This is a genomic window from Paenibacillus sp. UNC499MF (assembly GCF_900107975.1).
In the GTDB taxonomy this organism is placed as follows: domain Bacteria; phylum Bacillota; class Bacilli; order Paenibacillales; family NBRC-103111; genus Paenibacillus_F.
This window is the reverse complement of the sequence record NZ_FNVF01000006.1, coordinates 112,809-138,672: the sequence shown is the minus strand read 5'-3', so window position 1 is coordinate 138,672 and position 25,864 is coordinate 112,809. Positions and strand designations below refer to the sequence as shown.

The following is a 25,864-nucleotide window of genomic DNA, read 5'->3' as shown; positions in this document are numbered from 1 at the left end:
GTGTCCTTAGTCCATACGCCCGACTAAACGTAAGACTAACGAATCATGGTGGGGAGTTCTTGGAGGTCTAAAGTAGCAAAAGAAAGTCGAATTTACCAATTCTTTCATAAATTATGATAGAGTAGGTTTACAAATGTTGTCAATGCATTTTCAAATATTAAAAATTTGAAGTTATTGTTACTTATTTTGTCTTTTAATAGTTCAATTTTAAATTATTATTTTTTGGTAAATAAGGTTTTTTGATATAGACATTTCCAATTTCTGTGTGTATACTCTATCTTGATATCTGGTTTATTTGTTAATATTTGTTAGATATGAGGTGGATGACATCCTACTTTCAATCAGCAATATCGGTAAGCAGTACCAGGAAGATGTATGGGGACTCCGCCATGTCGATTTACAGATACAGCCCGGCATTCTAGGACTTCTTGGTCCGAACGGAGCCGGAAAATCTACTTTGATGCGGCTTCTGGCCACGATCTCGGAGCCTTCCGAGGGCACCATTATGTGGAACGGAGTCGGTATTCGTGAAAACCCCGAAGAGATTCGGCGTATTCTCGGCTATCTACCGCAAGATTTCGGAGTTTATCCGCATCTCAGCGCTCATGAATTTTTGACCTATATGGCGGCGGTAAAAGGGATTAGCGGCAAGGCGGCAGGCAAACGCATCGACGAGCTCCTCGGACTGCTGCATCTGTACGACGTGCGCAAAAGAAGAATCGGCAGCTTCTCGGGCGGCATGAAACAGCGGATCGGAATCGCCCAGGCTCTGCTTAACGATCCCAAGCTGCTTATCATCGATGAACCTACAATCGGACTGGATCCCGCCGAGCGCTTGTCGTTCCGCAACCTGCTGACAGACCTGTCCGGTGAGCGGCTCATTATTTTCTCCACTCATATCGTATCGGACATCGAGGCGACGGCGGACCGGATCGCCATCCTTTCCAAAGGACGGCTGATCAGCGATTCCAACCCAGGGGAGCTTCTGCGGCATGTGCAGGGAAAAGTGTGGAATGTGGTCATTCCCGAAAGCCAGCTTCAGGAAGCCCGCGCCAAGTGGCTTATCAGTGCAACCGTCCGGCGTGAAGACGGGCTGCTGCTCCGTGTGGTGTCCGAAACTCCGCCAAACGAGCAGGCGGCTGCTGTTCATGCGGGAATTGAAGACGCCTACCTCTTTTTGAGCGCAGGATAAGGAGGGGTAACGCGCGATGAACGCATGGAAGATTACATACCAGGTGGCCTTGGCGGATTTTCTGGAAAGAACGCGGCGGTTCAGTTTTCTCATTACGCTCGGCCTGACGATTCTTGCAGCCTATATGTTCGTCCCTCCGGCCGATGCCGGATATGTCACGCTGTATTTCGAAGAATTCCGGGGCATCTATAATTCAGCCTGGGTAGGCGGAACAACCGCGGTTTCTACCTCGCTGTTTTTATCCTTTTTCGGCTTCTTTCTGGTCCGGAATGGCATCGAGCGCGATAAAAGAACACGAGTGGGCCAGATCATCGAAGGCTCGTCGCTGAAAAAATCCCATTACCTGCTCGGAAAAGCGCTCAGCAATTTTCTGGTTTTGGCCGTAATTGCCGCTGTTGTCATTCCCGTCGCGATCTGTATGCAGTGGGTCCGCGGTGAAGACTACTCCCTTCATCTGGGTGCGTACCTGGCCCCGTATCTGTTCGTTGTAATCCCCGCCCTGGCGATTGTTTCCGCCATGGCCGTCCTGTTCGAAACAAGGCCGGTGCTCAGGAGCCCGTTCGGCATTGTGCTTTATATGCTTTTGTTTACCGGCGTTACGATGTCCACGCTCTATTCAGGCATGGGCAACGACGTCATCACCAAGGCGATGCGTGAAAAGCTGCTGCTCACCCACGCCGATTATGAAGGTACATACGGGCAAGGAATTCTGTTCCTGGAAAGCCCGCTGAAGCTTTTCGTCTGGGACGGCATAAGCTGGACCTGGGACGTTGTGATCAAACAAGCCGCTCTTCTGCTTGTCGCGGTCCTGGTCTGCCTGCTCGCCTCCCGCCTTTTCCGGGGCTTCAAGGAAAGTCCGGTCGTCGTTCAAGGGCCCCGTACCGGTGCCGGCACCGGTACAGCTGCCGGCGAAGCCGTTCCAGCCCGCTCCCGCGGCGGCAAAGCGACTGCCCCGGAACGGACGCGGAAAGCTCCGGCCGAACCCGCGGCGGCGCAAAGCCCGGCTCTAACATCGGCGGCCGACCTGACGCCTGTCCGGGTGAACAAGCGGTTCCTGCCTCTCGTCGGCGCGGAATTCCGGCTTCAGTTCGCCAGTTCTCCTCCCGGCTGGTACGTTGTCGCCGTTATTCTCGCCATTCTGTGCCTCTTCCTGCCCTACACGGCGGCACTGAGATGGATCTGGCCGCTTGCCTGGATCTGGCCGATTTCGCTCTGGTCTTCGATGGGCAACCGTGAACACCAATACGGAACCGTATCCGTACTCGCTTCGTCACCCGGCTATGTCGGAAGACAGCTGCCCGCGGTATGGTTGTCCGGTTTCCTGGCGGTGCTTCTTACGGGAAGCGGGATGCTCATCCGATTCATCGTGACGGGAGATGTAGTTCATCTGATTTACGCCGTCGCGGCCTCGTTATTCGTACCCAGCTTTGCCCTGGCTTTGGGCATATGGACGGAATCCAGGCGTCCCTTTGAACTTATCTACATGCTGCTTTGGTTCCTGGGCCCTTTCAACCAGCTGTTTTATGCGGATTTTATGGGAACCGCAGCCGAATCCGGCCCCGTCCGCAACCTTACTTCCGCTTCCCTGGTCATTATCGCCGTTCTCTTGGCGGCATCGGTTCTGCTTGTTTTGGCGGCCTATTCAAAACGGAAATTAAAGGTTAAATAAAATTGTTAACCTCACCCATATTTTGAAGGGGTATCCTTTTGAGGGTCGTCTAAGGGTTAAGTAAGTAAAAAGAGGCAAGTGAAGGAGGCGTTTGACAATGGCCGCATATATTTTCCGGTTTTTAAAGCCGTTTGTTCTGCTGGGGGTCATTCTTGGGGTCATCGTATTTATTCTGAACGTGCTGGGTCTGGAAATTCCGATGGTCGTCGGCAATACGACCTACCGAGGTACAGAGGCTGCCATCATGGAACTGATCGGAATTCCGGTCGCCCTCGTTTTGCTGGGTACTATCATCGGGTCAATCGCTTATATGTCCAACAACAGTCAAAAATACTAAAATGCCCGCCGCTCCAGAATTGGAGCAAACAAAAAAAGCCTGTTTGCAGGCTTTTTTTGTTTGTTTATTGTAAAGCTGCCGCATTGCCGTTGATCCATGCCGCAATATCTGCGATAACCGTGTCCGGTACATTCGCGGGAACCTTGTAATTTTGGATGCCGTTCTCCAATGTGCCTTCCGTAAACAAATGTGTAAGCTTGGGATACGATTTGTAAGTGACGGCCGCATTCCCCGCATAGACTTCCTTCCAGCCGTTCAGGCTAGCCAGCGGCACCTGAAAATCTTCTTCCCCCTGCAGCACCAGCATGGCCGCGCTGCGGACTTTAGCTTCATCCGCCGGTGAATAACCGCGGATATCGTGCCACCAGTAGGGATTCGGGGGAAGCTCGAATGCCGCGGGAGGCGCCTTCGGATCGAAGGAATCGGCCTTCACCAGCTCCAGCTGCTTGCGGTAATAGGCCAGCTGCTCCTTCGGAATCATACCGCCGAGTTCTTCGTGCTCGTAAGAATCGATTTCCGTATAGCGGGGATCGGCTCCCGCCAGCACGACCGCTCCTTTGATAAGGCCCGCAGAATCCTTCGCGAGCAGGCGGGGAATCATCCAGCCGCCGCGGCTGTGACCCGCCGCATATATCCGGCCGGGATCGATAGCGGGCTCTAACCGGGCCGCCCGGACCGCCGCTAGTGCAGGCTCCACAAACTCGTCCCCGATCGTGTAATGCCCGTTAAGCTGCGCGAAATGTTCCCGGGTCGTCTTATCCATCCGCAGAGTCGCAACCTGGTGATTGGCCAGACCGACGGCAAGATCCCGGAACGGTTTCTGGGCGAATACCGTGCTGTCCCGGTCCAGTTCCCCATCGCCCTGCACGAGTATCATCAGAGGAAACGGCCCCAGTCCCGCAGGAACGGTCAAGGTGCCTTCCACGGCATGATCGCCGGTTCCGATGACCAGCTTGCGTTCCTCATAGGCACCCGGTTTGTCGTACGAAGGCGGCCGGTACCCTTCAAAAGCCATTCCGGCATAAAAATCGTCCACGTAGCCGTCTTTGTCAAACCGGACTTCCAGATCGAAATTCATCTGAGGGCTTTCGCAAGTGAGGATAACCGTCCGGTGGACACCAGTGCTTTCGATCCGCTCTTTGACGATCGGAAGCCGGGCAAGCTGTTTAACCAGTTCAAGGGTTCCCGCCGGCAGGCCGGCTTCCTTGAATGCCCCGCTCGCCAGGGCGTATGCGCCTGCACGGTTGTCTTTTTGAAGCTGCGTCACAAAAGCGCGGGCTCTTGCGCCGAGATCCCGCGACGGGATTTCCAGCTTACCGCCGTACCAGGCCGCTTCAATGCCGAACGCTTTGGCGGCTGTTTCCCGCTTAATATACGCGGTGCTGTCCAGCAGAATCACTTCATCCCGGGTCAAAGATATGCCCTCAAGATCGGCCGCGGGCACGCCGGACTCCGCAAGAACGATGCGTAGCACACGCTTGTCTTTGGCGGCCGTTACGGTCCGCACCGCTCCGTCCCAATCAATGGGAATGCCCACCCATTCGCAAAGCGCGCGAAGCGGTATGTAGTCTTCTCCGGCGGCCGGAGCCTGTAATGCGAAAGCCTGCGGGATTTCCCCGTCATGAGCTGCCTTGGCAGCCGCAGGCATACAGCTGCCGATAACGGCGGCTGACAAAAAAATAGAAAGCGTACGAGTTGGTTGTGTTTTTATCGGTGATTTTATTTTCATCGTGATTGTACCCCTTTACTGCTATCGTCTGCTTCAAGCATAACGGACTCCCGGAAAAGCTCCCATCGATTTCCATGACAAAATCCAAAGGACCAGCTTACAAAACTGTAAGCTTCCCACGTTGGCCGCCGGGCAGGCAAAAAGCCTGCCGGATATAGCCGGCAGGCTCATGAACGTTTTACCGGACGTTTTTATACAAGCGGTAATAGCCCGGCACAGGCACATAACCGAGCTTCCGGTTAATGGCCAGCATCGGCCCGTTCTGGGAATCGTTGTTCGTACGGATATAACTGTAGCCCCGCTCCTTGGCCAAAAAGATAGATGTCCGTTTGAGTGCGAGAGCGATGCCTCTTCCTCTGTACTCCCCGTCCACACATGTATAGAGATTGTAGACGCTGTTGGTTTCCGTCATTTCATACAGCTCGGCGGCTCCGACAGGCTTATCACCGTCCAAAGCAACCAAAAACAGCGAAGGATCGAAGCTTTCCCGTTCCACCGTCTCTTTCCGCCACTGGCTGTACCACTTAAATTCTCCCTCTGAGCCGGGGATGTCGGAATAGGTTTTCCGGTAGAGCTCATAGACCTGTTTCTCCATCTCCTCCCCCGGAACCTGTGCCAGCGTGGTCAAGATGATCCCTTCCGGCGCGTCTGCCGTTCCGCCAGCTCCCTCGGGTGAAAACCCGTCCAGTTCGATGAGAGACTCAAACTGGTGACGGTCCCTGACAAAACCGCGTCCGGCGGCGTAAGCTTGCGAATCCGGATCGTCGTCGCGTACCATGCCTACGATTTTATCCGCACCGTTTGCATCCGCATAGGCAGCCAGCTTCGCGTAAATTTCGCGTCCTATGCCGTTTTTCCGTTCTTCGGGATCGACGAGAACCTTCTGGTACAGCGTACCCGGAGCCGTCCAGGGAGCCCGCCAGGAGCAGCCGTAGCCGATAATTTTACCCGACTCGTTTACGGCAACAAGACGCTGGCGGTCATGGCCGGTCAGTCTTCCGTTCTCGTCGCGTGACAAAGCGCCTTTCACTGGAATCGCAGCATCCTCTTCACGCATGTGCTCTGCCGTTATCGGCTCGGAATAAAAGGTACTTAGCAAAGCGGCCGTCCCTTCATAGTCTTCGGGAACATGCATATTCCGGATCGTAATAACCATTCCACATCTCCTTAATGACCGTTTTCCCAAATCATACCACGGTCACCGGCAATAAAACGGATGAAATAGAATTTACATAAAGTTTATTTCGGATGAATAATTTCAATAAAACGGTTCAAAAACGCATGACGCAATGTTTATGTGAGTTTTGTAAAAGAAATACGGGTAGTTTCATTTTCTGCATGTCCGGTTTTGCGATAATAAAACAACACGGAACCGGCAGCCCGTCTGCTTTTCTACGTGTCTTTTAGACTTCAACCTGAAAAAGTCTCTCTTCCTGTTGAAGAGAGACTTTATTTTATGCAGGGAAAAGTTTTTTATTTAAACGATGCGTATCCTTGATCGACCATGACTACACTGCCGTTGATGGCGTCCGCTTCTTCGAGCGAAAGCAGGTAGACGGAGTTTGCGACAGTTTCCGGCTTTGTCAGCTCGCCGCCCATCACTTTAGCTTTCATGCTTTCAAGCATGCCGTTGTCTTTAAAACCTTGAATAATCGGTGTATCCACCGCACCCGGTGCAACCGCAATGACGCGGATGCCGTGAGGAGCAAGCTCAAGTGCCGCCGATTTGGACATCATGATCACGGCCCCTTTGGTTGCGTGGTATGCGAAGGTTCCGGGAGAAGCGAGGAATCCGAACACCGAAGCGGTGTTGATGATGACCCCTTTAATGCCGAGCTCTTTCATTTTGCTGCCTGCGGCCATGATACCGTAAGCGACTCCGTGCTGGTTGACGGCGATCGTTTTGTGATACAAGTCCATGTTCTGAGTCAAAACGGGTCCGGCACCGCCGATTCCGGCATTGTTAAACATCACGTCGATCCGTCCGTACTTGGCAACCGCTTCATCTACGAGAGCCTGTACGCTTTCCTGACTGGAAACGTCGACTTTGAAGAATACCGCCTCTCCGCCTTCTTTTTTAATGAGCTCCACGGTTTCAATTCCGCTCTCTTCATTGAAATCCGCTACGACGACCCGGTCGCCTTTGCGGGCGAATTTTAAACAAGCTTGACGGCCGATTCCGCTTGCTCCGCCTGTGATTACTGCTACACGTTGTGTGGTTGTCATATAAGTTCCGCCTCCAAAAATGTCTCATCTGGATTGATCTGTGAGTGGTGTGCGCTTTGTCACACATTGACCTTGATTAGATCGTATCATATACTCAAGATTAATTATATTTCAGATTAATTAACTAACCTTAACTTAAAGTTAATACCAAGGAGTCGACATAATGAACCTGGAACAGCTCGAATTCATCGTGGAAGTAGCCCGGGCGGGAACGTTGACCCAGGCTGCGCAAAATAAGCATATGACGGTTGCGGGAATCAGCCGCTCGATATCTTTCCTGGAAAAGGAGCTCGGCGTGCGCATTTTCAACCGGTCGCGTACGGGAGCGGCTCCGACAGCGGAAGGACAACTGATTCTCGGTAAAGCGTCGGCCATTCTAAGCCAGGTCCATCAGCTGCAAGCGGAAGCGAACAGCTACGGAAAGCTGCAAAACGCGCGGCTTCGCGTGGCTACGATTCCGGGCCCCGTCTCTCTGCTCGTCGATACGCTGACGGAACTCAAAAAAGATTTTCCCGGTATCCGGCTGGAAATGATCGAGAAGGGCACCAAAGAAATTATCGAAGACGTACGCCATAACCGGGTCGATATCGGATTTATTTTGTTCCCGGATACGATTCTGGAAAAAAACGCCTGCCTGCATGCCGAACCGCTTGTCGAAGGACGCATGGTCGTCGGCGTAAGCAGGCATTCCGCCCTGGCCTCGGCTAAATCGATCCCGCTGGACCGGTTGGCCGCTCATCAGCTTGTGCTTTACCATGACGAGTATATTGCCCGCTTTATCGCCACGCTCGGCGATTCCGTGAACGTTCTGTTCACGAGCAACAATATCGACGCGATCCTGAAAGCCGTCCGGGAGGGAATCGCCGTTACGCTCGGAACGGATTATACGTTTTACGGAAACCCCGACTACGAAAACGGCGATATCGTGATGGTGAACGCGGAACTTCCCGGCGAGCGGCCCTCCTACCTATGGTGCGTTCATCCCAAGGAGCAGCCCTATTCGCAAGCCGCTCATCTTTTCGTTAACCGGCTCAAAATGCGGCTTAACAGGCGGCGGTAAACTTTCGGGGATAGAAATTGAGAAGGAGCGAAGAGAACCGGGAGCTTCCTTCTTTAGTCAGTATGACCCTTCATCATGAGAATGACTCTCTCGTAAGAGTGCACCCGCAAATCCGGCTAAAAAAACCTATGTCCCATGGACATAGGTTTTCCCGTTTAAAGCGGCGGCGCTATCGTCTTCGCAATACGCGTCCGAATACGAGCAGGATGGGCAGCAGCAGCACCGCCGCGGTCGTCAGCGACGCCCGGACGGACAGCCGGCTGCCGATCCAGCCGACGAACGGACCGCCTGCGGTCTGGCCGAGCGCATCGGATTGGCTCATCATGGAAAGCACCGTCGCCCTCGACCGGCTCTCGATGTTGAGATTGAGCCAAGTCTCGAAGAGCGGGGCGCTCAGCGTTCCGATGACTCCTACGGCGAGCAGGGAGACCAGAGCCCAGCCGAAATTCGGCGAGAAGGCGAACGAGAGAACGGCCGCGATCCGCAGCGCCGTCAGCACGAACATGCTTTTGAATACGACACGTTCATCGGTCGTATTCAGCCGCTTCTCGGCGATCCACATCGCGAGCATACTCAGCAGGATCGTCAGAACGGAGATAAGTCCGAACCAGAGTGCGGCGGACAAAGGCAGTTCGGCCGGAAACGTAATCTCCTTCAAGAGATGTGCTTCCCAAAGCCGGTCATAGCCTTCGGATGCCGCCCCGCTGAATACGGTCACCGCCAGAATCATCAGCAGGATGGGCCGGGAGGAAATTTCCCGTGCACCGGCAAGCCAGGTAGACTTGAGTTCGGTCCAAAGTCCCGTTCCCGGCGCCCTCTCTTGACGGACGAACTTGGTCTCCTTCATATCCAGCAGAAGGTAGACACCCAAGACCGCATACAAGAGGCCGCCAGCCAGAAACGGCAGGTTCGTGGCCAGCGTAGATAGTCCCACGCTGATTCCGATTCCCAATAGCGCCGCAGTCAGCGTCCATCTTTTCGCACGCATAAAGACAGGCCCCGCATGTTCTTCGCCGATCTCATCCACAAACCATGCGGTATCCGCGCCGCTGAGGAACGTTTCCCCGAATCCGCGGATCGCTTCGGAAATAAGCACCCAGACAAACAACGAGATAACGGGCACGGCCGCGCCGGCTCCTACCACGCTGCCCTCTAAAAAGAAGCTGCCGCTCATCACGAACATCCCGAGGATGACTGATTTTCTGCGGCCGTACGTATCCGCCACGACACCTGTAATACCTTCGAACAGGAGCACAGTCAGCTCCAATACGGTTCCGACAAGCAGAAGTTCCAGCGGTGTCAGACCCAGCGTCTGGATAAAATACACCGCATAGGTGGTAAACATGACACTGTTGGCCAGTGCCAATCCGAATTTTAATCTTAAATAAACTTGTGACGCGTGTGCATTCATGAATCGGTCCGCCTTTCAGGCAGACGGCACGTCACGTTTTGTATCTGCTTATCCGCTCACCGGCAAGCTTTCCGTACGTGCCGTCTTCCCCACTTTTTTGGTTAGTTGTTCTTTTCTTCGCGGGGTTTTCATTTGAGTTTGTTGCATGAACGACACCTCCTGATTTGATTGCTTTAATTATATACGGCCGCCGCCAAAAAGAAAGGGTAAGGTTAACTATAATTAAAAAGCCCGCCGGGATTCCGGCGGGCTTTTTCCATAGCTTATGTGATAGGGATCTTGGCTTGTCCGATGATCTGACTTACGATTAGTCGCGGTCACGCTGGCGGGCTCTTGCTTCGCCGCCTTTGCGTCCGGCTTCTTCACGGCTCATTTTGCCGTCGCCGCCGCTGTTGCCGCCATTCCCGCTGTTTCCATTGTTTCCGCGGGCTTCTCCGCCTTTTTGACCGATTTCCTGATAAAATTCTTTATCGTGGTTCTTGGAAGTTGCTTCTCCGCCTTTTTCACCAATTTCCTGATAAAAGTCTTTATCATGGTTCTTGGAGGTTGCTTCTCCACCCATACGTCCTGCTTCTTCACGGCTCATTTTGTTGTCATCATTACGTGCCATTTTGAATCACTCCTTATAGGTATTGAATTATTTTTTGGCGTTGTGGCGTTGCCTATGTCTTATTTACCCTTGGCCAATTTTTTGAAACAAGGTTTCTTTTTTTGATCGCCCGGTAATTTCCCCGGAACATTTTCATAGTGAGTAGGGGCGTACAAAGAAAAGAGTGGAAGCCAGTCCGGCGGCTTTCTCCGGAAAACAAAAAGCAGGGCCGCAGCCCCGCCTGCTGTACTTGCTTCCCGCTTCATAGGCGGAAGCGGTAGCCCGCTCCCCAAACGGTTTCGATATACTCCGAGTTCGAGGAGTCGAGCTCGATTTTTTCCCGCAGTTTTCGGATATGGACCGTAACCGTCTGAGAATCGCCGAGTGAATTCATACCCCACAATTTTTCGAAAAGATGATCTTTGCTGAACACCCGGTTAGGGTTGCGCGCGAGAAACGAGAGAAGATCGAACTCCTTCGTAGTGAGCGTAATTTCACGGCCGCGCAGAAAAACCCTGCGGGAATCAGAATGGATCACAAGCTCCCGGATGGAAACCTCCTCTTTCTTTCTCGAGGGGCCGATCAGCCGCTCGTAACGGGCCAGATGCGCTTTCACCCTGGCGACGAGCTCCGCGGGCTTGAAGGGCTTCGTGATGTAATCGTCCGCACCGAGTCCCAGCCCCCGGATAATGTCGATGTCTTCTTTTTTGGCTGTAACCATCAGGATCGGAATGTCTCTTTCTTCCCGGATTTTCCTGCACACCTCAAATCCGCCGATGCGGGGAATCATCAGATCCAGGAGGATCAAATCGTACTCTCCGGTTAAAGCTAGACGCAGCCCCTTCTCCCCGTCCTCGGCGATTTCGACCCGGAATCCGTGAACCTCCAGGTAATCTCTCTGCAGCTCGGCTATAAGCCGCTCATCTTCCACGATCAATATGGATTTCATAAGGCATCACTCTCTTTATTCGTCCGGATCGGAAGCATGATCGTAATGCGGCTGCCCTCGTCAGGCAGACTGCTTGCCCCGATTGAGCCCCCGTGGCCGTCGATAATCTGCTTGGAAATGGCTAACCCTAAGCCGCTGCCCCCGGTATCGCTGTTGCGCGACGGGTCGGCCCGGTAAAACCGTTCGAAAATATGCGGAAGAGATTCGGCATCAATGCCCCGGCCGTTGTCGGTCAGTTCGATAAGGACTTCCTGCCCGGCTCCCAGAACCTTCAGCCCGATCCGTTTATCGGGTTTATTCATGTATTTGACGCTGTTGTCGACAATGTTTACGAAAACACGCTTGATTTTATCCCGGTCAATTGTCAGCTCCGTGTGGGGTTTCAGCCTGATATCGGCCGTATACCGGATGTCTTGCTTGCCGAGCTCGAACTCCAGCTCCGAAGATAAATCTTCAATAAACGCATACAGATCGACTCTTTCGAAATTGAACGGCACCCGGTTTAAATCGAGTTTCGAGTAGAGAAACAGCTCGTCGATCAGGTGATCCATCTCCTCCGCTTTGGAGGTAATGATGCCGATGTATTTCTCCCGTTTCTCCTCGGTATCCGCAATCCCGTCCCCCAGCCCTTCCACGTACCCCCGTATCGCCGTCAACGGAGTCCGGATATCGTGGGAAATATTCGAGATAAGCTCTTTGCGGTTTTCTTCATATTGAAGCTGCGTCTGGATAGAATCTTTAAGCTTCACTCTCATCTGCTCAAAGGCTGCGCTGAGCTCGCCGATTTCATCTCTGCCCGTCGGCACGACCCGGGAATCCAGATCTCCGGCCTCTATCCGCTTCATGGCGGCTTTCAGCGTGTTCAGCGGTTTAATGATACTCCGGGACACGAAATAGGTAAGCAGCGTATGCGTGAGAATGAGGATGACGATTAAAGCGATAAACAATATCGGGAAAAACTTCCGGGCGAACGTGACGAACGGACTTACGGCCGTCACAACGAAGAGGCTGCCTTTCTGCCCGTCTTCAAATTTAAAATCCGCATGAAAAACTTCGACAAGCTGTTTGTCCATCCGTTCGGGCCTGGACATCTTCACGTGCCCCGGCCTTTCATATGCCGGCAGGTTCTTAAGAAGCTGCGGATATGGAAAAGAGGCTGCCGCATAAACAATTTCCTCGCCTTTGCGTAGGATCAGATTGGATTGGTTCTGCTGCAGCTCCCCGTCGATTTCCGCCAGATAAGACGTGTCTGTCCAAGCGGCGGGGTCAACTTCCGTGGTGCGCTTTATTTCTTTGAGCAGCCGCTCGACGCTGCGGTTCTCGAAGCGGCCCTCACCCTCACCGTACTGGTCTTTAAGCGACTGCAAATCTCCGCGGAACACCACGACGAGAAGCATCGCCGTTATGAGCATCATAACGAGCGGAATAACGAGCATCGCGGCATACGAAAGCAGCAGCTTGAAACGGATAGACATAGGCTTTTTCCCCGTTCACACTTCTTTTCGATCAAATTTATAATAACCGAGGGCAAAAAACAAGAGGCTGCTTGAAAGCAGAAACAATGAAGCCGTCATCTTTCTTCCCGCCGGAACCCCGTCATTCAGCCAAAGCAGATGCCAATCCGTGTAAGACACCGGCGAGAACGCGGGAAACGACTGGAGCAGGAACGGTGCCAGCTTGGCCGCCGCATACAAAGCGACAGCGAAAACGACGAATCCGCTGGCGCTTTTGAAAAACTGTGCGGCAAAAACAAATACGGCCGATAGGGCGGTCATCGCGGCAAACGCGGCGGCATATGCTTTGGCGGCTGCCAGGACCTCGCCTAAGCCAAGCGGCGTTCCCGCGAACATCGCGCAAAGCAGCGTGACCGCAAAGAGCAGAATCAGCAGCAGCGCCACGGCCGTTCCCTGGGCGGCCGCCTTCGCGGTAAATACGTGAAAGCGCGTGCTGGGACGCAGAAAAGCGAGTTTAAGCGTCTTTGAAGCGGATTCGTGAGGAAACTGGTCGCCCGTAAGCGTCACAATAAAGAGCGGAATCCACAACGCCGTGTAGAAACTCAGCATCCCGACCGGAAAAGAGCCGCCGAGCGCCAGCGATCCCAGTAAAGGTTCGAGCGCCTGTAACGAGACGGCAAACAGAATGGGAAGCAGAACGGAGACCGCCCCGAAAATGCCGGTTTTTTTCCGGTACAGCAGCAAATAAAGCTCGTTCACATAACCCGCTTTCCATCTATGCACCTTGAAGCTCGCCTCCCCTATCCCGGATTTCCGTCATGTAAAAGTCTTCGAGCGTCCCGCCTTCCGGCACCAGGCCGCAAACATCTCCTTCTCTCTTCAGGCTGCCGCCGGCCATAATTCCCGCCCGGCTGCAAAGCTGCTCAAGCTCGTGGATCATATGGCTGGAAATAAGGAACGAGGTTCCTTCTTCCGCCGACATCCTGCGGATGAGACTGCGGAACATCACGATCCCCTCGATATCCAGACCGTTCGTCGGCTCATCCAGCAGGACAAGCTTGGGTCCCGGCATGACCGCGGCGGCCAAGGCCAGCTTTTGTTTCATGCCTGCCGAGAAGCCCTTGATTTTCTCGTGCCGGACGTGAAGCAGCCCGACAGTATCCAGCACCTCCTCCATCCGCTGTCCCGTCAACTCCGGATAAAAGCGTGCGGACTGCCGGAGATACTGCCAGGCCGTCAGAAAATCGGGAACGTCGGCCGATTCGATCATGCAGCCGACATTCTCCATCGCCCGCTCGTGATGCAGGCTCCTGTCGACGCCGAACAGCGTAACCGTGCCGCCGTCGGCCCGGATCAGCCCCGTGACCAGCTTGAGGAACGTTGTCTTTCCGGCTCCGTTAGGACCAAGCAGTCCGTAGACATCGCCGGCTTCCAGCCGCAGGCTGACATCTCTGATTCCGCGTCCGCTCCCGCGGTAAAGCTTCGTTAAGCCGCTGACTTCCAGAATCGGTTGCATCGTATCGTCACTTCCTTTCTCGTCCGGCAGCCGGCAGGACGTCCGGTTGCCCGCGTCCTTCGGCTGCGGACGAAGCTATATGGAGCTGGTTCAGCCGTTATTCCCCTGCCGCTTGTTCCGGTGCTCGGACTGTATCGGCTGAACGTTTTTGCCGGTCAGATCCACCGTATCCGGTGTAGTGCTGTCATAACCGGACAGATCCGCCTGCAGATGCACGACAACCTGATGAGCCTGACCCCCGGCGTCTTTGCCGGATATAGTCAGCTCCGCTTCCTGATGCCGGATATAGTTCGACGGGCTGATCGTCGCGTTAACGGCCACCTTCTCCAGGCGTATATCGCCGGTCAGCTCGGGAGCGGCATCCTTCAGAAACCCTTTGCCCAGCGGGGTGTCCGCCGTGTCGGTTTTCTTCTCCGGCTCTCCGTGCTCCCTGGATGCCTGCTTTATGACGATCGGCGCAATCGCCTGAACGACTGCGGGCAGCTGAGCACCGTCCAGCTCCGCCGACACGCGCTTGCTTCCGTCCTCTTTCACATCGACGGCGACATAATCTTTCAGATTGCCGACCAGCGCGTCGACCACGGTTTCCACATGCTGCGGCATTTCTTTTTCACCGCTGCCCTTAAAGCGCTTATGCGCTTCGGTCCCCGTATCTTTGACATAATACACATCTGCGCTTCCCGGTTTAAAGATGGCCTGCTCGCCCTGCTTGTAAAATTGAAGCGTTTGTTTCTCACCGCCTGCTGAAATTTCACCCGTACCGCTTGCCGAACCTCCTTCGCGGCTCATTTTAAACGTCCCGTTCGCACTCAGAGCCACATTCCCGTTGTCCCGCAAAGATGCCGCCGCCTGAACAGTCACGCTTTTGACTGTCTTGGAATTTTTCAGCGCGGACTTGTAAGCGTCATATCCCGAGGTTCCCGCCATAGCGCTGATTCCCGTCGTGACCATCATAAGACTGCTAATTCCGATTACACTGCCCAGCACCAGCCATTTTTTGTTCATTTTCTTCCTCCTGAATCATTCGTATTTAACCGCCACTGTCATCATAGGCAAAAAAAATAAACCCCTTATGAAGCAGCTATTAAAACTTTCTTAAATCATTTCCGAGTTATCCGAATTCGCTTTCCCGGCATAAAAAAAAGCCCCTTTACAGGGGCTGAATTGTTTCTTTTACGGTCAGTCGGCTCTATGGGGTGATTATCAGGCCCTCTTAGAGCCTCGCGAACGTGATGTAATCGATTTGGGCAGGCTCTGCCGATTCGATCCGAAGTGCCCGGTTGATCTGTCCCCGGTGATACTGCCCATGTAAGAGGACCTGCAGCAGGATGTCCCGGACGGACGTTCGGAACGGATCCCCGCTCTGGTTCGTGTAGTCGATCATCTCGTCCAGCTCGGATTCCTCAAGCCCTTCGATATAGACGCGATATTGCTCGGCGTTTGCTTCGAACATCGTCCGGATGACCGTCAGGTCTTCCGCTTCCTCCCACAATGAATATGGCGCGCTTCCCTTGCCCTGCAAGCGGGACAGCCAGACTTCTTCCGCGACCGCGACGTGCCGGACCAGCTTCAGAAGGTCCTTGTTCTTCGTCTCACTTTCCTCAAGCGCGTCCAAAATGCGTCCGTCCGCCCAGTACAAGTGGTCCATCATACACCTGATCGTCTTCATTCCGGTTTCCCCCTCTTCGTCTCATCGATTACTTGACCCTGCTGTTATCCGTTAGTTTAATCACTTGAATGAACGAAAACAACCTTTTGGGGATAAATTCCTTATTGCTGCAACTTTTCTGAGGAAAAACGTGCATTTTCAAAGGTGTCCGTTGCTTTATCTTTCTTAAAAGGCACATAGCAGGATAGTCCGGTTATTGCATATGGGTCATATAAAACAGGACGCCCAAGGAACCGACAGGAAGAAGAACTGCCTATTTTTTATGTACTTTATCGGGATATAACCCTTCCGCCAGCGTCTGCAGGGCGATCGGGGCACGGACTCCTTCGGAAGCGGCCGACAGAGGAAGAACGAGCAGGCGCTTGTTCTTAATGGCCGGAATATCGGCCAGCTCCCTTTTACCCAGAAGAAGCTCTTTCTTCTTCTCTAGCGGCGTATCGCCGTAATCCATTATAACAATCACGTCCGGGTTGCGGCTGACCACCTCTTCCCAGCTGACTTCGACCCAGCTTTTCTGAATATCGTCGAAAATATTTTTGCCGCCGATCATGTTGATCAGGCTCGTAATGTAAGTGTTGGCCGCCGTAAAAGCTTTATCTTCGCCGTTGTCGTAAATGAACACCTTCTGTGGAGTTCCGACCGTGCCGATTTGCTCCTGAATGTCTTTTAATCGCTGCTTCATGCCGTCCACGAGCTCATTCGCCTTTGGTTCCACCCTGAATATGCGGCCGATGTTTAAAATATCCCCGTACACATCGTCCAAGGTCGGAGCGGCTTTATTGGAAGATTCCTGCACATAGGTCTGAACCCCCTCTTTGGCGAGTTCTTCCCGGGTGCCCAACGTTTTTTCCGTAAACGCGCTTTTCCAGCCCGCATAGGCAAAATCCGGAGCAGCCTCCGCGAAAACTTCCTTGGACGGATAGGTTTTGGCGAGAACGGGCACCCGTTTGTAAGCTTCCTGCAGCTCCGGAAGGATCTGATCGTCCAGATAAGCGGTGCCGGCCATGTTTTTCTCCAGACCGAGCGCAAGCATCACTTCGGTTGCATGCTGATTTAAAGTCACGGCCCGTTTGGGGGCTTCCGTAAAATGAAGCTTCTGTCCCATATTGTCCAGCTCTACGGCAGACGCCGGTGTTCCGACCGGCTCCGCAGCCCCTCTCGGTACGAGCTCTTTGGCAGAATCGGCAGCGGAGCAGGCGCTTACAGCAGCCATGCAAAGTAAAGCCAAGCATAAGAATAAAGAAAGTTTAAGAGATCGCATAAGATTCAAAAGAATTCCTCCGTCCGTTGTAGTCCGGCGTTATAAAAAGATTCCGGCAAGTATGTAATGACGAGTTTGCCCGTCAAGGCGTGCCGGTTTACCTCGGCGTGAACGCCGAAAATGTCCCGCAGAACTGAAGGGACCAGAAGCTCCTCCGGTGTTCCTGCCGCCGCTATTTTTCCCTCGCTGATGATGTATAGGCGGTCGCAATAGTAAGCCGCCATATTCAGGTCGTGAAGGGCGGCCAGCGTCGTGATCCCCAGAGAGCGGACAAGCTCCATAATCTGAAGCTGGTAGCGGATATCCAGATGGTTCGTCGGCTCGTCCAGAATGAGAAACTTCGCCTGCTGGGCCAGCGCGCGGGCGATAAGCACCCGCTGCTTCTCGCCTCCCGACAAGGTCGCGAAGCTGCGTTTCCCGAATTCACGGAGTCCGACCGTTTCCAAGGCCCCCCGGCATATTTCCAGGTCCGCTTCCGTATCGCTTTCGTACCATTTCTTGTGGGGATATCTCCCCATCATAACCATGTCCGCGACGCTGAAGTCGAACTCGACGGAAGATTCCTGACTGACGACGGCCATAAGTTCGGCCGCTTTTTTGTAGGGCAGGCTCAGCAGTTCCCGCTCATCCAGAAACACTTGTCCCGCATCCGGTTTCAGCTCGCGGTAGAGCGATTTGAGCAGGGTCGATTTTCCGCTCCCGTTCGGGCCGATCAGCCCGATAAACTCGCCTTCGCGGACGGCAAGAGTAACGGAATCGAGAATTTTTTTGGCCCCTATGCTCAGGGAAAGACGATTCGCTTCCAGGTTCATTTTGAAGTTCCTCCGAATGCGTATGAGCTTCTGCGGAGCAGCCAGATGAAGAACGGGCCGCCGCAAATCGCCGTAACGATGCCGATCGGCAGTTCTTCCGGTGCAAGCACGAGCCTGGCCAGAACGTCGGCCCATATGACGTAGACCGCCCCGAACAGGACGCTGACCGGAAGCACCTTGCGGTGGTCGGAGCCGAGCATCAGCCGGACGATATGGGGAATCATCAGGCCGACGAAACCGATCGAGCCGCTGACGGACACGATCGTTCCCGTAATCAGCGCGGTCACGATGACCAGACAGGTCCGGAACGCCGGCACGTTGACTCCCATCGTTCCCGCTGCCCCTTCGCCCACGAGAAGAGCGTTCAGGGAACGGTGCTGAAAGAGCAGGAACAGGATACCGGACACTACGATCAGAGCCGGTGCGGTAAGGTATTCCCATTTGGCGCCGGCCAAACTGCCCATCAGCCAGTAAACGACGGAGCGGATGCCCTGGGCGTTCGGCGCCATCGTGACGATGAAGCTCGTAAACGCCGACATCATGCTCGCGACGGCGGTTCCCGCAAGCAGCAGCCGGGTAGTCGAAATACGGCCTCCTACCTTCGCGAACGTAAACACAAGCGCCATGGCGACAAGGGAGCCGATAAAAGCCGAAACCGGCAGCGCATAAGCGCCCAGGAACGAGAATCCCCCGAACAGCAGAACAAGCGTAGCCGCAACCGACGAGCCGGATGACACTCCGAGTATGTATGGATCGCCGAGCGAATTGCGGATTAACGCCTGAATCGTTACCCCCACCGCGGATAGGCCGGCCCCAACGACAAGACCGAGCAGGACGCGCGGAAATCGGATGTTCCAGATAATATGCTCCTGCGCTTTCGTCCAATCCTGCTCGATCAGGCTTCCGAATCCCGGCATGTGCGAAAACGCGATTTTCCATACCGTGACCGGTTCGATCCGTACGGAGCCGAGCATGACGGCAGCCGTTACGGAAAGCAGCAGGAGAAGGATTAAACCGCCGAGCATAAACGGAAAAGCGGATTGCCGCCGGGCCGTTCCGTATTTACTTGGAGAAGCGGGAAGAACTCCTCCTCGCTCCCGATCCCCTTCCTTGTTGAAAACCGAATGCAAGTCCCTCACCTCGACCGTTCATTTTTTGGGGGCTGTCCATGCAAAAAAGCGCCTCCCCCTTCGTTTGCAGACAAAGGGAAAGACGCCCGTGATTTTTATGGCACGCATCTAACACCTCCCTATCTCCCGTAGGTTGCTCGTGTTACGGATACAGGCAGGTCTCCTGGCTATCAGCGTCATCATCGACAGCAGTCTTCCCGGTACGGATACCAGTGACATACGTTGCTGCGACTCTTCTGTTACAGTGGCGGGACCGCGCCGGTATTGCACCGGACTTCCCTATTAAGCTGTACCGCGTTAAAATTCAGCGGCAAGCACCTGTACCGAATTATTCAATTTATCGTCCGGCCTGTATTCTGCGCGAAATACGGAATACGAACCGGAAGCATCTTGTCTATCATAGCGGAAACGCCATAAATCGGCAACATTTGCCATCCCGCTTATTCCGGGAGAAGCCCCCGGATCTGTTCTCTGACAGCGGGATTATCCAGATCACGGCCGAGAACGGATACCATGCCCCGGTCATCGCGTGAGCGGATTAACCGCCCGATGCCCTGCCTGAGGCGGAGCAGCATGTACGGCATGTCCACGTCTTCGTACGGCTGAGCCGAATCCTTCCGCTTGGCCGAGAAGACGGGATCGTCCGGAGGAAACGGAAGCTCCCAGACGATTACATGGGACAGGGACGGTCCCGGTATGTCAAGCCCTTCCCACAGCGTTACCGCGCAGAGGACACTTTCCTCGTCGTTCTGAAAAGACGAGATGAGGTGGCTGATTTCGGCCGAGCCTTCGAACAAAAACCGGTAAGCGGCCGACTCGGGATACAGCGCCAAGCTCCCTCTGAAGGTTCCCAGCGCCTCGCGGGACGGGAACAGGATAAGCGCCCGTCCGTCGGATTCCTTGAGCAGTTCGAGAACCCGGCCGGTTTTGTCTTCTTCCGGCTTGTCGGGATAAAGGTCCGCTTTCATTTGAGCGCTGTAATCGTAAGGCGAAGGAACCGAGAACGAAAGGAAGCTTTCGATGCCCAGGCTGCCCGCCATATAGTCAAAAGAACAGTTGACGGACAAGGTCGCCGAAGAAAAGACGACCGGCATTTTTTTCGAAAACACGCGGTCTCTTAAAATTTCCTTGACCATCTTCGGCATGATGACCAGGGTGATTCCGTCGGAATCCTCCGTCACCCATGAAATCAGCTGCCCCGGCTTATCGAACAAGCTCAAAGCAAGCTGAATCATTTCCAGGTGCTCTTCGACGATTTTGAGCTGGTAATCATCCAGGGTGGACAGTCCGCTTTCAAACACAAGCTCTTCTTCGATCACGTCGATCAGCTGCCGGAACCGGCTTACTTCCCGTTTTAATTCTTCGCTCCAGGCGAATTCCTTCCGGTCCGAGGCCGGGACGGAATAGCTTCCCGTTTCCAGCACGCGGAACAGCGTTTCGCTCTGGACGATCGCTTCCTCGATAGCCAGCGCCAGCGTTTCTCTGACCTCGCCTTCCAGAAGCCGGATGACAATGCTTTCGAATACCGAATGCTTTAATTTGTAAGTGAGCGCGTTCTGCGCGGCCGTTTCAAGCAGATGCCCTTCGTCGAAAACGACGGAGCTGTGCTCCGGCAGAAGAGGCAGCTGGCCTTCCCGTTTTCTGGCCTCGTAGGTCCAGACATGCTCCATGTAGAAATCATGGGAACAAATTATCAGGTCGGCGGACTTGCGGTAATGCTCGCGCGACAGCGTCTGGCCGCAGCGATGGCGCTGGCTGCAGACGAGGCAGTCCTGGAACACGTCCCAGCCGATCCGGTCCCACTGCTCATCCGTCAGCTCGGGGTACTCTTTGCGGTTGCCGTACGGATAGAAGGACTGGAGCGTGTCCGGGTAGTGGACGAACGAGGGAAGGCCGTGATAAATGTCGCTGAAGACTTCCTCATCGCCGGAGCCGCCGCCCCGGGTATCGTCCAGCTTATTCAGGCAGATGTACTGGTGCTGCGACTTGCCCATCCGGGCGTCAATCGTCAGATCCAGATGCCTGGCAAGCTTGGCGATGTCCCCTTCGGGTTTGACCAGCTGCTCGATCAGCGATTCGTCCGCGCATGCGATAATCGCGGGCTTTCTCGTGTAGCGGGCATAAGTAAGAGCGTAGAGCAGATATACCAGCGTTTTCCCGGTTCCCACTCCCGCTTCCGCAAAGATGGTCTGTTTCTCCTGGTATGCCCTCTCCAGCTGAAACGCCATATAAATTTGTTCATCTCTCACTTCAAAACCGGCTTCCGGCAGAAGCTCGTAAAACACGTCGGCAATCCAGTCGCTTGCCTGCTGAACGAAAGGTTTTGTCGGATCAAATGCAAATGGATAGTTTCTCAATCTGGCCGTGCCTCCACATCATCGTTACGTACATCTGTCCATTATACCGCAAATGATCCCCTTGCGAATCCTCCTTTTCTTAGAAGCGCAAAATAAAATCCGCCCGGAGGCGGATTCTGTGATTGGAGCTTGCTGGCTTAATCATTGAAGTTTGAGGTAGTTCAGGCCCGAATCGATAATATAGGATTCTCCGGCCGCTTGCAGGTCTCCCGCCGGCAAATCACTCGTTTCGATTGTCCGGCCCTTTTTCGCCGCAATGTCATACGCGGTTATCGTCACGGTGTCTTTGACGTAGTCCGTTTCCGCCCAGAGCAGCCGCTTCGGGTCCGATGACGGAAGCAGCTCCACCGTCCGCTGCGGATTCGTCTCGTCGCCGACAATCGTGTAGAGGGCGCTCCCTGCGTCCACCAGCATCAGCGCGCCGGACTCTCCCAGGACGGGCTGCGGATTATGCAGCTCGGCAAGCTTCGCCTCGCTTAGCTTCGCCGGCTTCCCGGCTGCGGGCTGTACGAGATGATAGACCGAGTCCGTTTTCCTCGGCTCGCGGTCTTCCGCCCGCTCTACGTTGTAGCTGCGCAGCACAGCCGCGCCGAGGCTTCCGGCGCCGCTTCTCCCGGCGCTGCCCGTACTTGCGGTGCTTTCACCGCTGCCGCCGATCCAGCCGCGAAGCTCCAGCCGGTCCCCGTGCTTCAACTCGCGCGCATCGGTACTCCACGCCGGTTTCCCGTCCCGGCCGTAAAATTTGATCCCCTGCGGAGCAATCACCTTGTAATCTTCTCCGCCTATCACGTTCTCTTCGCTCTTCGTGAACGTATACTCGTAAGCGGCGTAGCGGCTGTCCGGGCTCCATTTGAACGCCGGGTTCGAATGAAGGCCCGTATCCGCCGGCAAATCTGCCAGCTTGGCGCCTTTGCCGTCATACAGCCGGTAGCCGTCCTTCTCATACCAGAAGCGCTCCCCGTCCGGCGATTTAAACAAGCGGGACACCGGCCAAATGTGGCTGAAAGTGCCGTCGAGCTCCCTGACTCCTCCGCGCGCAAGGTCCGCGATCCACAGCTTGCCCCCGCGGTGGCTGTTCAAGTACAGCTTGCTTCCGTCCGCGTTCAACCAGCCTGATGCCAGAAAATCCGGTGACAGATCAGGAGGGACGTTCGCCGCCAGCTCACGAAGCCGTCCGCTGCCGACGTCCAGCGAAACGATCCGGTAGCCGATTCCCGCTCCGCCCCCTTTCCGTGCAGGCTGGATCATGACGGCATGAGAATCGTCCGTGAAGCCGTATCCCATGGCCAGCGTATCGGTCGAATAGGTGTCGCTCATTTGCAGATCGGCAAACGGAAACACCTTGAACGTCTTCTTCGCAGGCTGCACGGCCACGAGATCGAGCCGATACCGCGTTCCTCCTTCGGCCGGGGACGTTCTCCGGACGAGGTGCAGAACGTTTTTTCCGTTATCGGGGGATACGAGAGACTGCATCACGGTTGACGTCGTGCTCTCCTCTTCGGCCAGTTTCAGCCGGAACCCGCTTTTTGTCTCTTCCAGGCTCACGTTCAGAGAGCTGGGAACTGCGGCAGTTCCCGAAGCTGTCACGCCGGGTTTCTGAGAAGAAGGCTGAGCGAGCAGCCCCGATTCCAGCGCGACGGGCAGTACGCGCAAGCCGCTTTCAGGAGCTTCGATCTCCGACAAGCTCAGCAGCTTGCCGCCGGTCGCGTCGATGTAATAGACTTCCTTATTTCCGTATTCGAATTTCGCTTCCACCTGCCAAATTTTCCGATTCTCCGTGCGTCCCGCAGAGGATTCGTTTTGCCCGGCTTCCTCTCCGGACATCTCGGAAGCATGCTTCGTCAAACCGACCTTCCATTCCGCCTTCCGGTCCGGCACTTGGCTCTGGGCAATAGATAAAGCCTGCTTGGCGCTTATTCCCGAAGCCGATTCCGGCACGGAAGTGGAGATCGTGTTTACCGCAAGAAGAAAAGCCAGCAGAAATGCCGTTTTCATAGGTTCCTTTTCCACCTTTCAAAAGTTCTACTCTATAGACTCCATTATTTGGAAAATGTTGCATAGCGGAAGCGTGCAGAGCTGTCTTTATCACGACCATAAAAGGACAGCGGGCGAATAACGGCCATGCTTGCAAAAAAGCCTCCCGTCGCCGGAAGGCTTTCTTTCTATACCTGCATGATTTTAATCAGATTCGTCGTTCCCGTTTTTCCGATCGGCACTCCAGCCGTGATGACCGCGTAATCGCCGCTCTGCAGCAGCCCCTGCGCGGTGCCGCTGGATACTGCGGCCTGGAACATGTCGTCGGTCGTCTGCACAAACTCGCCTTTGACGGGCAGCACGCCCCACAGCAGGCACAATTTGTTCAGAACCTCGTCGCTCGGCGCAATCGCGATGATCGGCGCCTTCGGTCTGTGCTTGGACACCATCCGCGGCGTATACCCGCTCATCGTCGGCGTCAGAATCGCTTTCGCTCCGATCGCCTCCGAAGCGCTGACGGCCGCCTGACTGATAATCTCGGTCACTTTGACCTCCGTGGGAACGCCCGTCTGCCGGCGGCCCGCCTCCGCCATGTAAAGCCCCTCGGCTTTTTTGGCGATCGTAGCCATCGTGCGCACCGACTCGACCGGATACTTGCCGGCGGCCGTCTCCCCAGACAGCATGATCGCGTCGGAGCCCTGTAGAACGGCGTTCGCGACGTCGCTCACTTCGGCCCGGGTCGGGCGCGGGTTGATCTGCATCGAATCCAGCATTTGGGTGGCGACAATAACCGGCTTGCCCGCACGGTTGCAGGATTCGATCATCACTTTCTGGATGACCGGGACATCTTCCACCGGAATTTCAACCCCCAGGTCTCCGCGGGCCACCATGATTCCGTCCGATGCTTCCACGATGGCCTCCAGCTCGTCTACGCCTTCCTGGTTTTCGATCTTGGATATGATCTGAATATGACTGCAGCCTTGTTCCTCCAGCAGCTGCCGGACCGTAAGCACGTCTTCCGCTTTGCGCACGAAGGACATGGCGATGATCTCAATCTTTTCGCGGATACCGAATTCGATATGGCGGATGTCCCGCTCCGTAACACCGGGGAGCGTCGTATGCACGCCCGGCAGGTTAACCCCTTTGCGCGGCTTGATCACTCCTCCGTTGATCACTTCGCACGACACTTCCGTGCCCGCCGCCGAAACGACTCTCAGCTCGATCAGCCCGTCGTCGATCAAAATTTTGTCCCCTGCCTTCACGACCTGCGGCAGTTCCGCATAATTGACCGAAATCCGCGTGCTGTCTCCCGCGATTTCTTCGCTTGTCAGCGTGAGGCTGTCTCCCGCTTTCACTTCGCACGACGCTTCCTTAAGAAGGCCGATTCGTACTTCCGGTCCTTTGATGTCCATCAGCACAGGCACGATGGCGCCCGTTTCTTTCGCCGCCTGGCGGATCCGGCTGATCTGCAGGCTGTGATCCTCCAGCTCCCCGTGAGCCATGTTAATTCGTGCCACGTTCATTCCGGCCGTGATCAATTCCTTCAATACCTCGACGGATCTGCATGAGGGCCCCATGGTGCAAACAATTTTTGTCTTCCGCATATGATCGGTCCTTCCTCTTCTTTGGTTGTCCCTATTGTAATTCGTTTTCGTTCAGGAGAAAATGAACTATAGTATTGCAATTGTACTATAGTATGTTTTATGAAGAGGGAACCATGATCAAATTAACGAACATCCGGCACGACCGGCTGGCGGAATGGTACGAGGAAAGCGGACCCGGCGGCAGTACGGCCGCTTCCTTCATCATGCTGAGCTACGGCCGCTGCCTGTACTGGATCGAAAACGACAAAATTATGCTGGAAAAAGGCGACCTGCTCCTGATAAGAGAAGGTGTGTCCTATTACGGCAAAAGCATTCCGACCTTTCTGCACAACAAATATGTCGCAAGCTTCCGTATTACGGATAAAGGTCATGAGCTGCCGCTGCTGGATAAACCATGGATAAAAATCCGCTCCGGCATGGCCGAATTTTTGCTCGAACGGACCCGCAAATGCTATTCAGACTGGAAGGAGAACGAACCGTACGCCCTAATCCGCGGACAAGCCATTCTTCTGGAGATGCTCGCTCTGCTGAGCCGTGAAGCGGATCAGGCTGCCGTTTTGAGTGAAACGGGAAAACATGCGGAACGGATGAAGCAGTATATCCGCGACCATTACCGCGAGAAAGTGACGAAAGACGAGCTCGGCGGGTTCATCTCGAAAAGCCCCAACTATGCCGCCGCTCTTTTTAAAAAGGTGACGGGGCAAACGATCAGCGAATATGTCCACTCCGTACGAGTGAAGAAGGCCGTCTACATGCTAATGGATTCACTGCTGACGATCGGCGAGATTGCCGAATTTGTCGGCTATGAGGATGTATCGTATTTTCAGCGGATATTCAAAAAAATGACCGGCCGCACCCCTTCCTCTTATATGAAAGAAAGGCCGCCGAGGAATTGACCCGCGTGTCGATCCGTGTGTGCCGCAGC

22 protein-coding genes and 1 riboswitch are annotated in these 25,864 nt (G+C 54.5%); of the genes, 5 read left to right on the top strand and 17 right to left on the bottom strand.

The window, feature by feature from the left end; genetic code table 11:
- Positions 1-328 precede the first annotated feature (328 nt).
- The 3 genes from C4S74_RS14910 (at position 329) to C4S74_RS14900 (ending at position 3,198) form a co-directional block, all read left to right on the top strand.
- Positions 329-1,192, top strand: coding sequence for an ABC transporter ATP-binding protein (locus C4S74_RS14910; protein ID WP_103996252.1), 864 nt, complete (start codon positions 329-331; stop codon positions 1,190-1,192).
- A 16-nt stretch (positions 1,193-1,208) separates the two neighbouring features.
- Positions 1,209-2,861, top strand: coding sequence for a Tat pathway signal protein (locus tag C4S74_RS14905; RefSeq protein ID WP_103996086.1), 1,653 nt, complete (start codon positions 1,209-1,211; stop codon positions 2,859-2,861).
- A gap of 97 nt (positions 2,862-2,958) precedes the next feature.
- Positions 2,959-3,198, top strand: coding sequence for a hypothetical protein (locus C4S74_RS14900; RefSeq protein WP_009672440.1), 240 nt, complete (start codon positions 2,959-2,961; stop codon positions 3,196-3,198).
- Positions 3,199-3,262: 64 nt separating this feature from the next.
- Here the strand turns inward: C4S74_RS14900 and C4S74_RS14895 are convergent, their stop codons facing one another.
- From C4S74_RS14895 to C4S74_RS14885, 3 genes are all read right to left on the bottom strand, one after another.
- Complete coding sequence (locus C4S74_RS14895) at positions 3,263-4,927, bottom strand: stalk domain-containing protein (protein WP_258042490.1); 1,665 nt, start codon at positions 4,925-4,927, stop codon at positions 3,263-3,265.
- Positions 4,928-5,105: 178 nt separating this feature from the next.
- Positions 5,106-6,083 (bottom strand): GNAT family N-acetyltransferase, encoded by a 978-nt coding sequence (locus C4S74_RS14890; RefSeq protein ID WP_103996085.1) that lies wholly within the window; start codon positions 6,081-6,083, stop codon positions 5,106-5,108.
- A 317-nt stretch (positions 6,084-6,400) separates the two neighbouring features.
- On the bottom strand, positions 6,401-7,153 hold the full coding sequence (locus tag C4S74_RS14885; protein ID WP_103996084.1) for an SDR family NAD(P)-dependent oxidoreductase: 753 nt from the start codon (positions 7,151-7,153) through the stop codon (positions 6,401-6,403).
- Positions 7,154-7,316: 163 nt separating this feature from the next.
- Here C4S74_RS14885 and C4S74_RS14880 point away from each other — a divergent pair, with 163 nt between their 5' ends.
- A complete protein-coding gene (locus C4S74_RS14880; protein ID WP_103996083.1) occupies positions 7,317-8,213 on the top strand; it encodes a LysR family transcriptional regulator in 897 nt (298 codons plus the stop codon).
- A 169-nt stretch (positions 8,214-8,382) separates the two neighbouring features.
- Here the strand turns inward: C4S74_RS14880 and C4S74_RS14875 are convergent, their stop codons facing one another.
- From C4S74_RS14875 to pyk, 14 genes are all read right to left on the bottom strand, one after another.
- Positions 8,383-9,624, bottom strand: a complete 1,242-nt coding sequence (locus C4S74_RS14875; RefSeq protein ID WP_103996082.1) for an MFS transporter — start codon at positions 9,622-9,624, stop codon at positions 8,383-8,385.
- A 307-nt stretch (positions 9,625-9,931) separates the two neighbouring features.
- Positions 9,932-10,234 (bottom strand): KGG domain-containing protein, encoded by a 303-nt coding sequence (locus C4S74_RS14870; protein ID WP_103996081.1) that lies wholly within the window; start codon positions 10,232-10,234, stop codon positions 9,932-9,934.
- A 241-nt stretch (positions 10,235-10,475) separates the two neighbouring features.
- A complete protein-coding gene (locus tag C4S74_RS14865; RefSeq protein WP_103996080.1) occupies positions 10,476-11,162 on the bottom strand; it encodes a response regulator transcription factor in 687 nt (228 codons plus the stop codon).
- Entirely contained in the window at positions 11,159-12,637 is a 1,479-nt protein-coding gene (locus C4S74_RS14860) for a HAMP domain-containing sensor histidine kinase (protein ID WP_103996079.1), read from the bottom strand. The genes C4S74_RS14865 and C4S74_RS14860 overlap by 4 nt, the downstream gene beginning before the upstream one ends.
- A 15-nt stretch (positions 12,638-12,652) precedes the next feature.
- On the bottom strand, positions 12,653-13,399 hold the full coding sequence (locus C4S74_RS14855) for an ABC transporter permease subunit (protein ID WP_103996078.1): 747 nt from the start codon (positions 13,397-13,399) through the stop codon (positions 12,653-12,655).
- Positions 13,392-14,132: an ABC transporter ATP-binding protein gene (locus C4S74_RS14850; RefSeq protein WP_103996077.1), complete on the bottom strand. Its 741-nt coding sequence runs from the start codon at positions 14,130-14,132 to the stop codon at positions 13,392-13,394. Before C4S74_RS14850 ends, C4S74_RS14855 begins: the two co-directional genes overlap by 8 nt.
- Before the next feature lie 90 nt (positions 14,133-14,222).
- On the bottom strand, positions 14,223-15,137 hold the full coding sequence (locus C4S74_RS14845; protein ID WP_103996076.1) for a hypothetical protein: 915 nt from the start codon (positions 15,135-15,137) through the stop codon (positions 14,223-14,225).
- 208 nt (positions 15,138-15,345) lie between these two features.
- Positions 15,346-15,801, bottom strand: a complete 456-nt coding sequence (locus C4S74_RS14840) for a DinB family protein (RefSeq protein ID WP_103996075.1) — start codon at positions 15,799-15,801, stop codon at positions 15,346-15,348.
- A 253-nt stretch (positions 15,802-16,054) separates the two neighbouring features.
- On the bottom strand, positions 16,055-17,014 hold the full coding sequence (locus C4S74_RS14835; protein ID WP_103996250.1) for an ABC transporter substrate-binding protein: 960 nt from the start codon (positions 17,012-17,014) through the stop codon (positions 16,055-16,057).
- Positions 17,015-17,067: 53 nt separating this feature from the next.
- Entirely contained in the window at positions 17,068-17,874 is an 807-nt protein-coding gene (locus C4S74_RS14830) for an ABC transporter ATP-binding protein (RefSeq protein ID WP_103996074.1), read from the bottom strand.
- Positions 17,871-18,899 carry an iron ABC transporter permease gene (locus C4S74_RS14825; RefSeq protein WP_103996249.1) on the bottom strand — a complete coding sequence of 343 codons (1,029 nt, stop codon included), beginning with the start codon at positions 18,897-18,899 and terminating at the stop codon, positions 17,871-17,873. The genes C4S74_RS14830 and C4S74_RS14825 overlap by 4 nt, the downstream gene beginning before the upstream one ends.
- Before the next feature lie 240 nt (positions 18,900-19,139).
- Positions 19,140-19,341, bottom strand: a riboswitch (cobalamin riboswitch).
- A 103-nt stretch (positions 19,342-19,444) separates the two neighbouring features.
- Positions 19,445-21,361, bottom strand: a complete 1,917-nt coding sequence (locus tag C4S74_RS14820; RefSeq protein ID WP_103996073.1) for an ATP-dependent DNA helicase — start codon at positions 21,359-21,361, stop codon at positions 19,445-19,447.
- Positions 21,362-21,502: 141 nt separating this feature from the next.
- Positions 21,503-23,356: a hypothetical protein gene (locus tag C4S74_RS14815; protein WP_103996072.1), complete on the bottom strand. Its 1,854-nt coding sequence runs from the start codon at positions 23,354-23,356 to the stop codon at positions 21,503-21,505.
- 167 nt (positions 23,357-23,523) lie between these two features.
- Positions 23,524-24,939 carry a pyruvate kinase gene (pyk, locus tag C4S74_RS14810; protein WP_103996071.1) on the bottom strand — a complete coding sequence of 472 codons (1,416 nt, stop codon included), beginning with the start codon at positions 24,937-24,939 and terminating at the stop codon, positions 23,524-23,526.
- Positions 24,940-25,052: 113 nt separating this feature from the next.
- Between pyk and C4S74_RS14805 the strand changes: the two genes are divergently transcribed.
- Entirely contained in the window at positions 25,053-25,835 is a 783-nt protein-coding gene (locus C4S74_RS14805; RefSeq protein WP_103996248.1) for an AraC family transcriptional regulator, read from the top strand.
- Positions 25,836-25,864 lie beyond the last annotated feature (29 nt).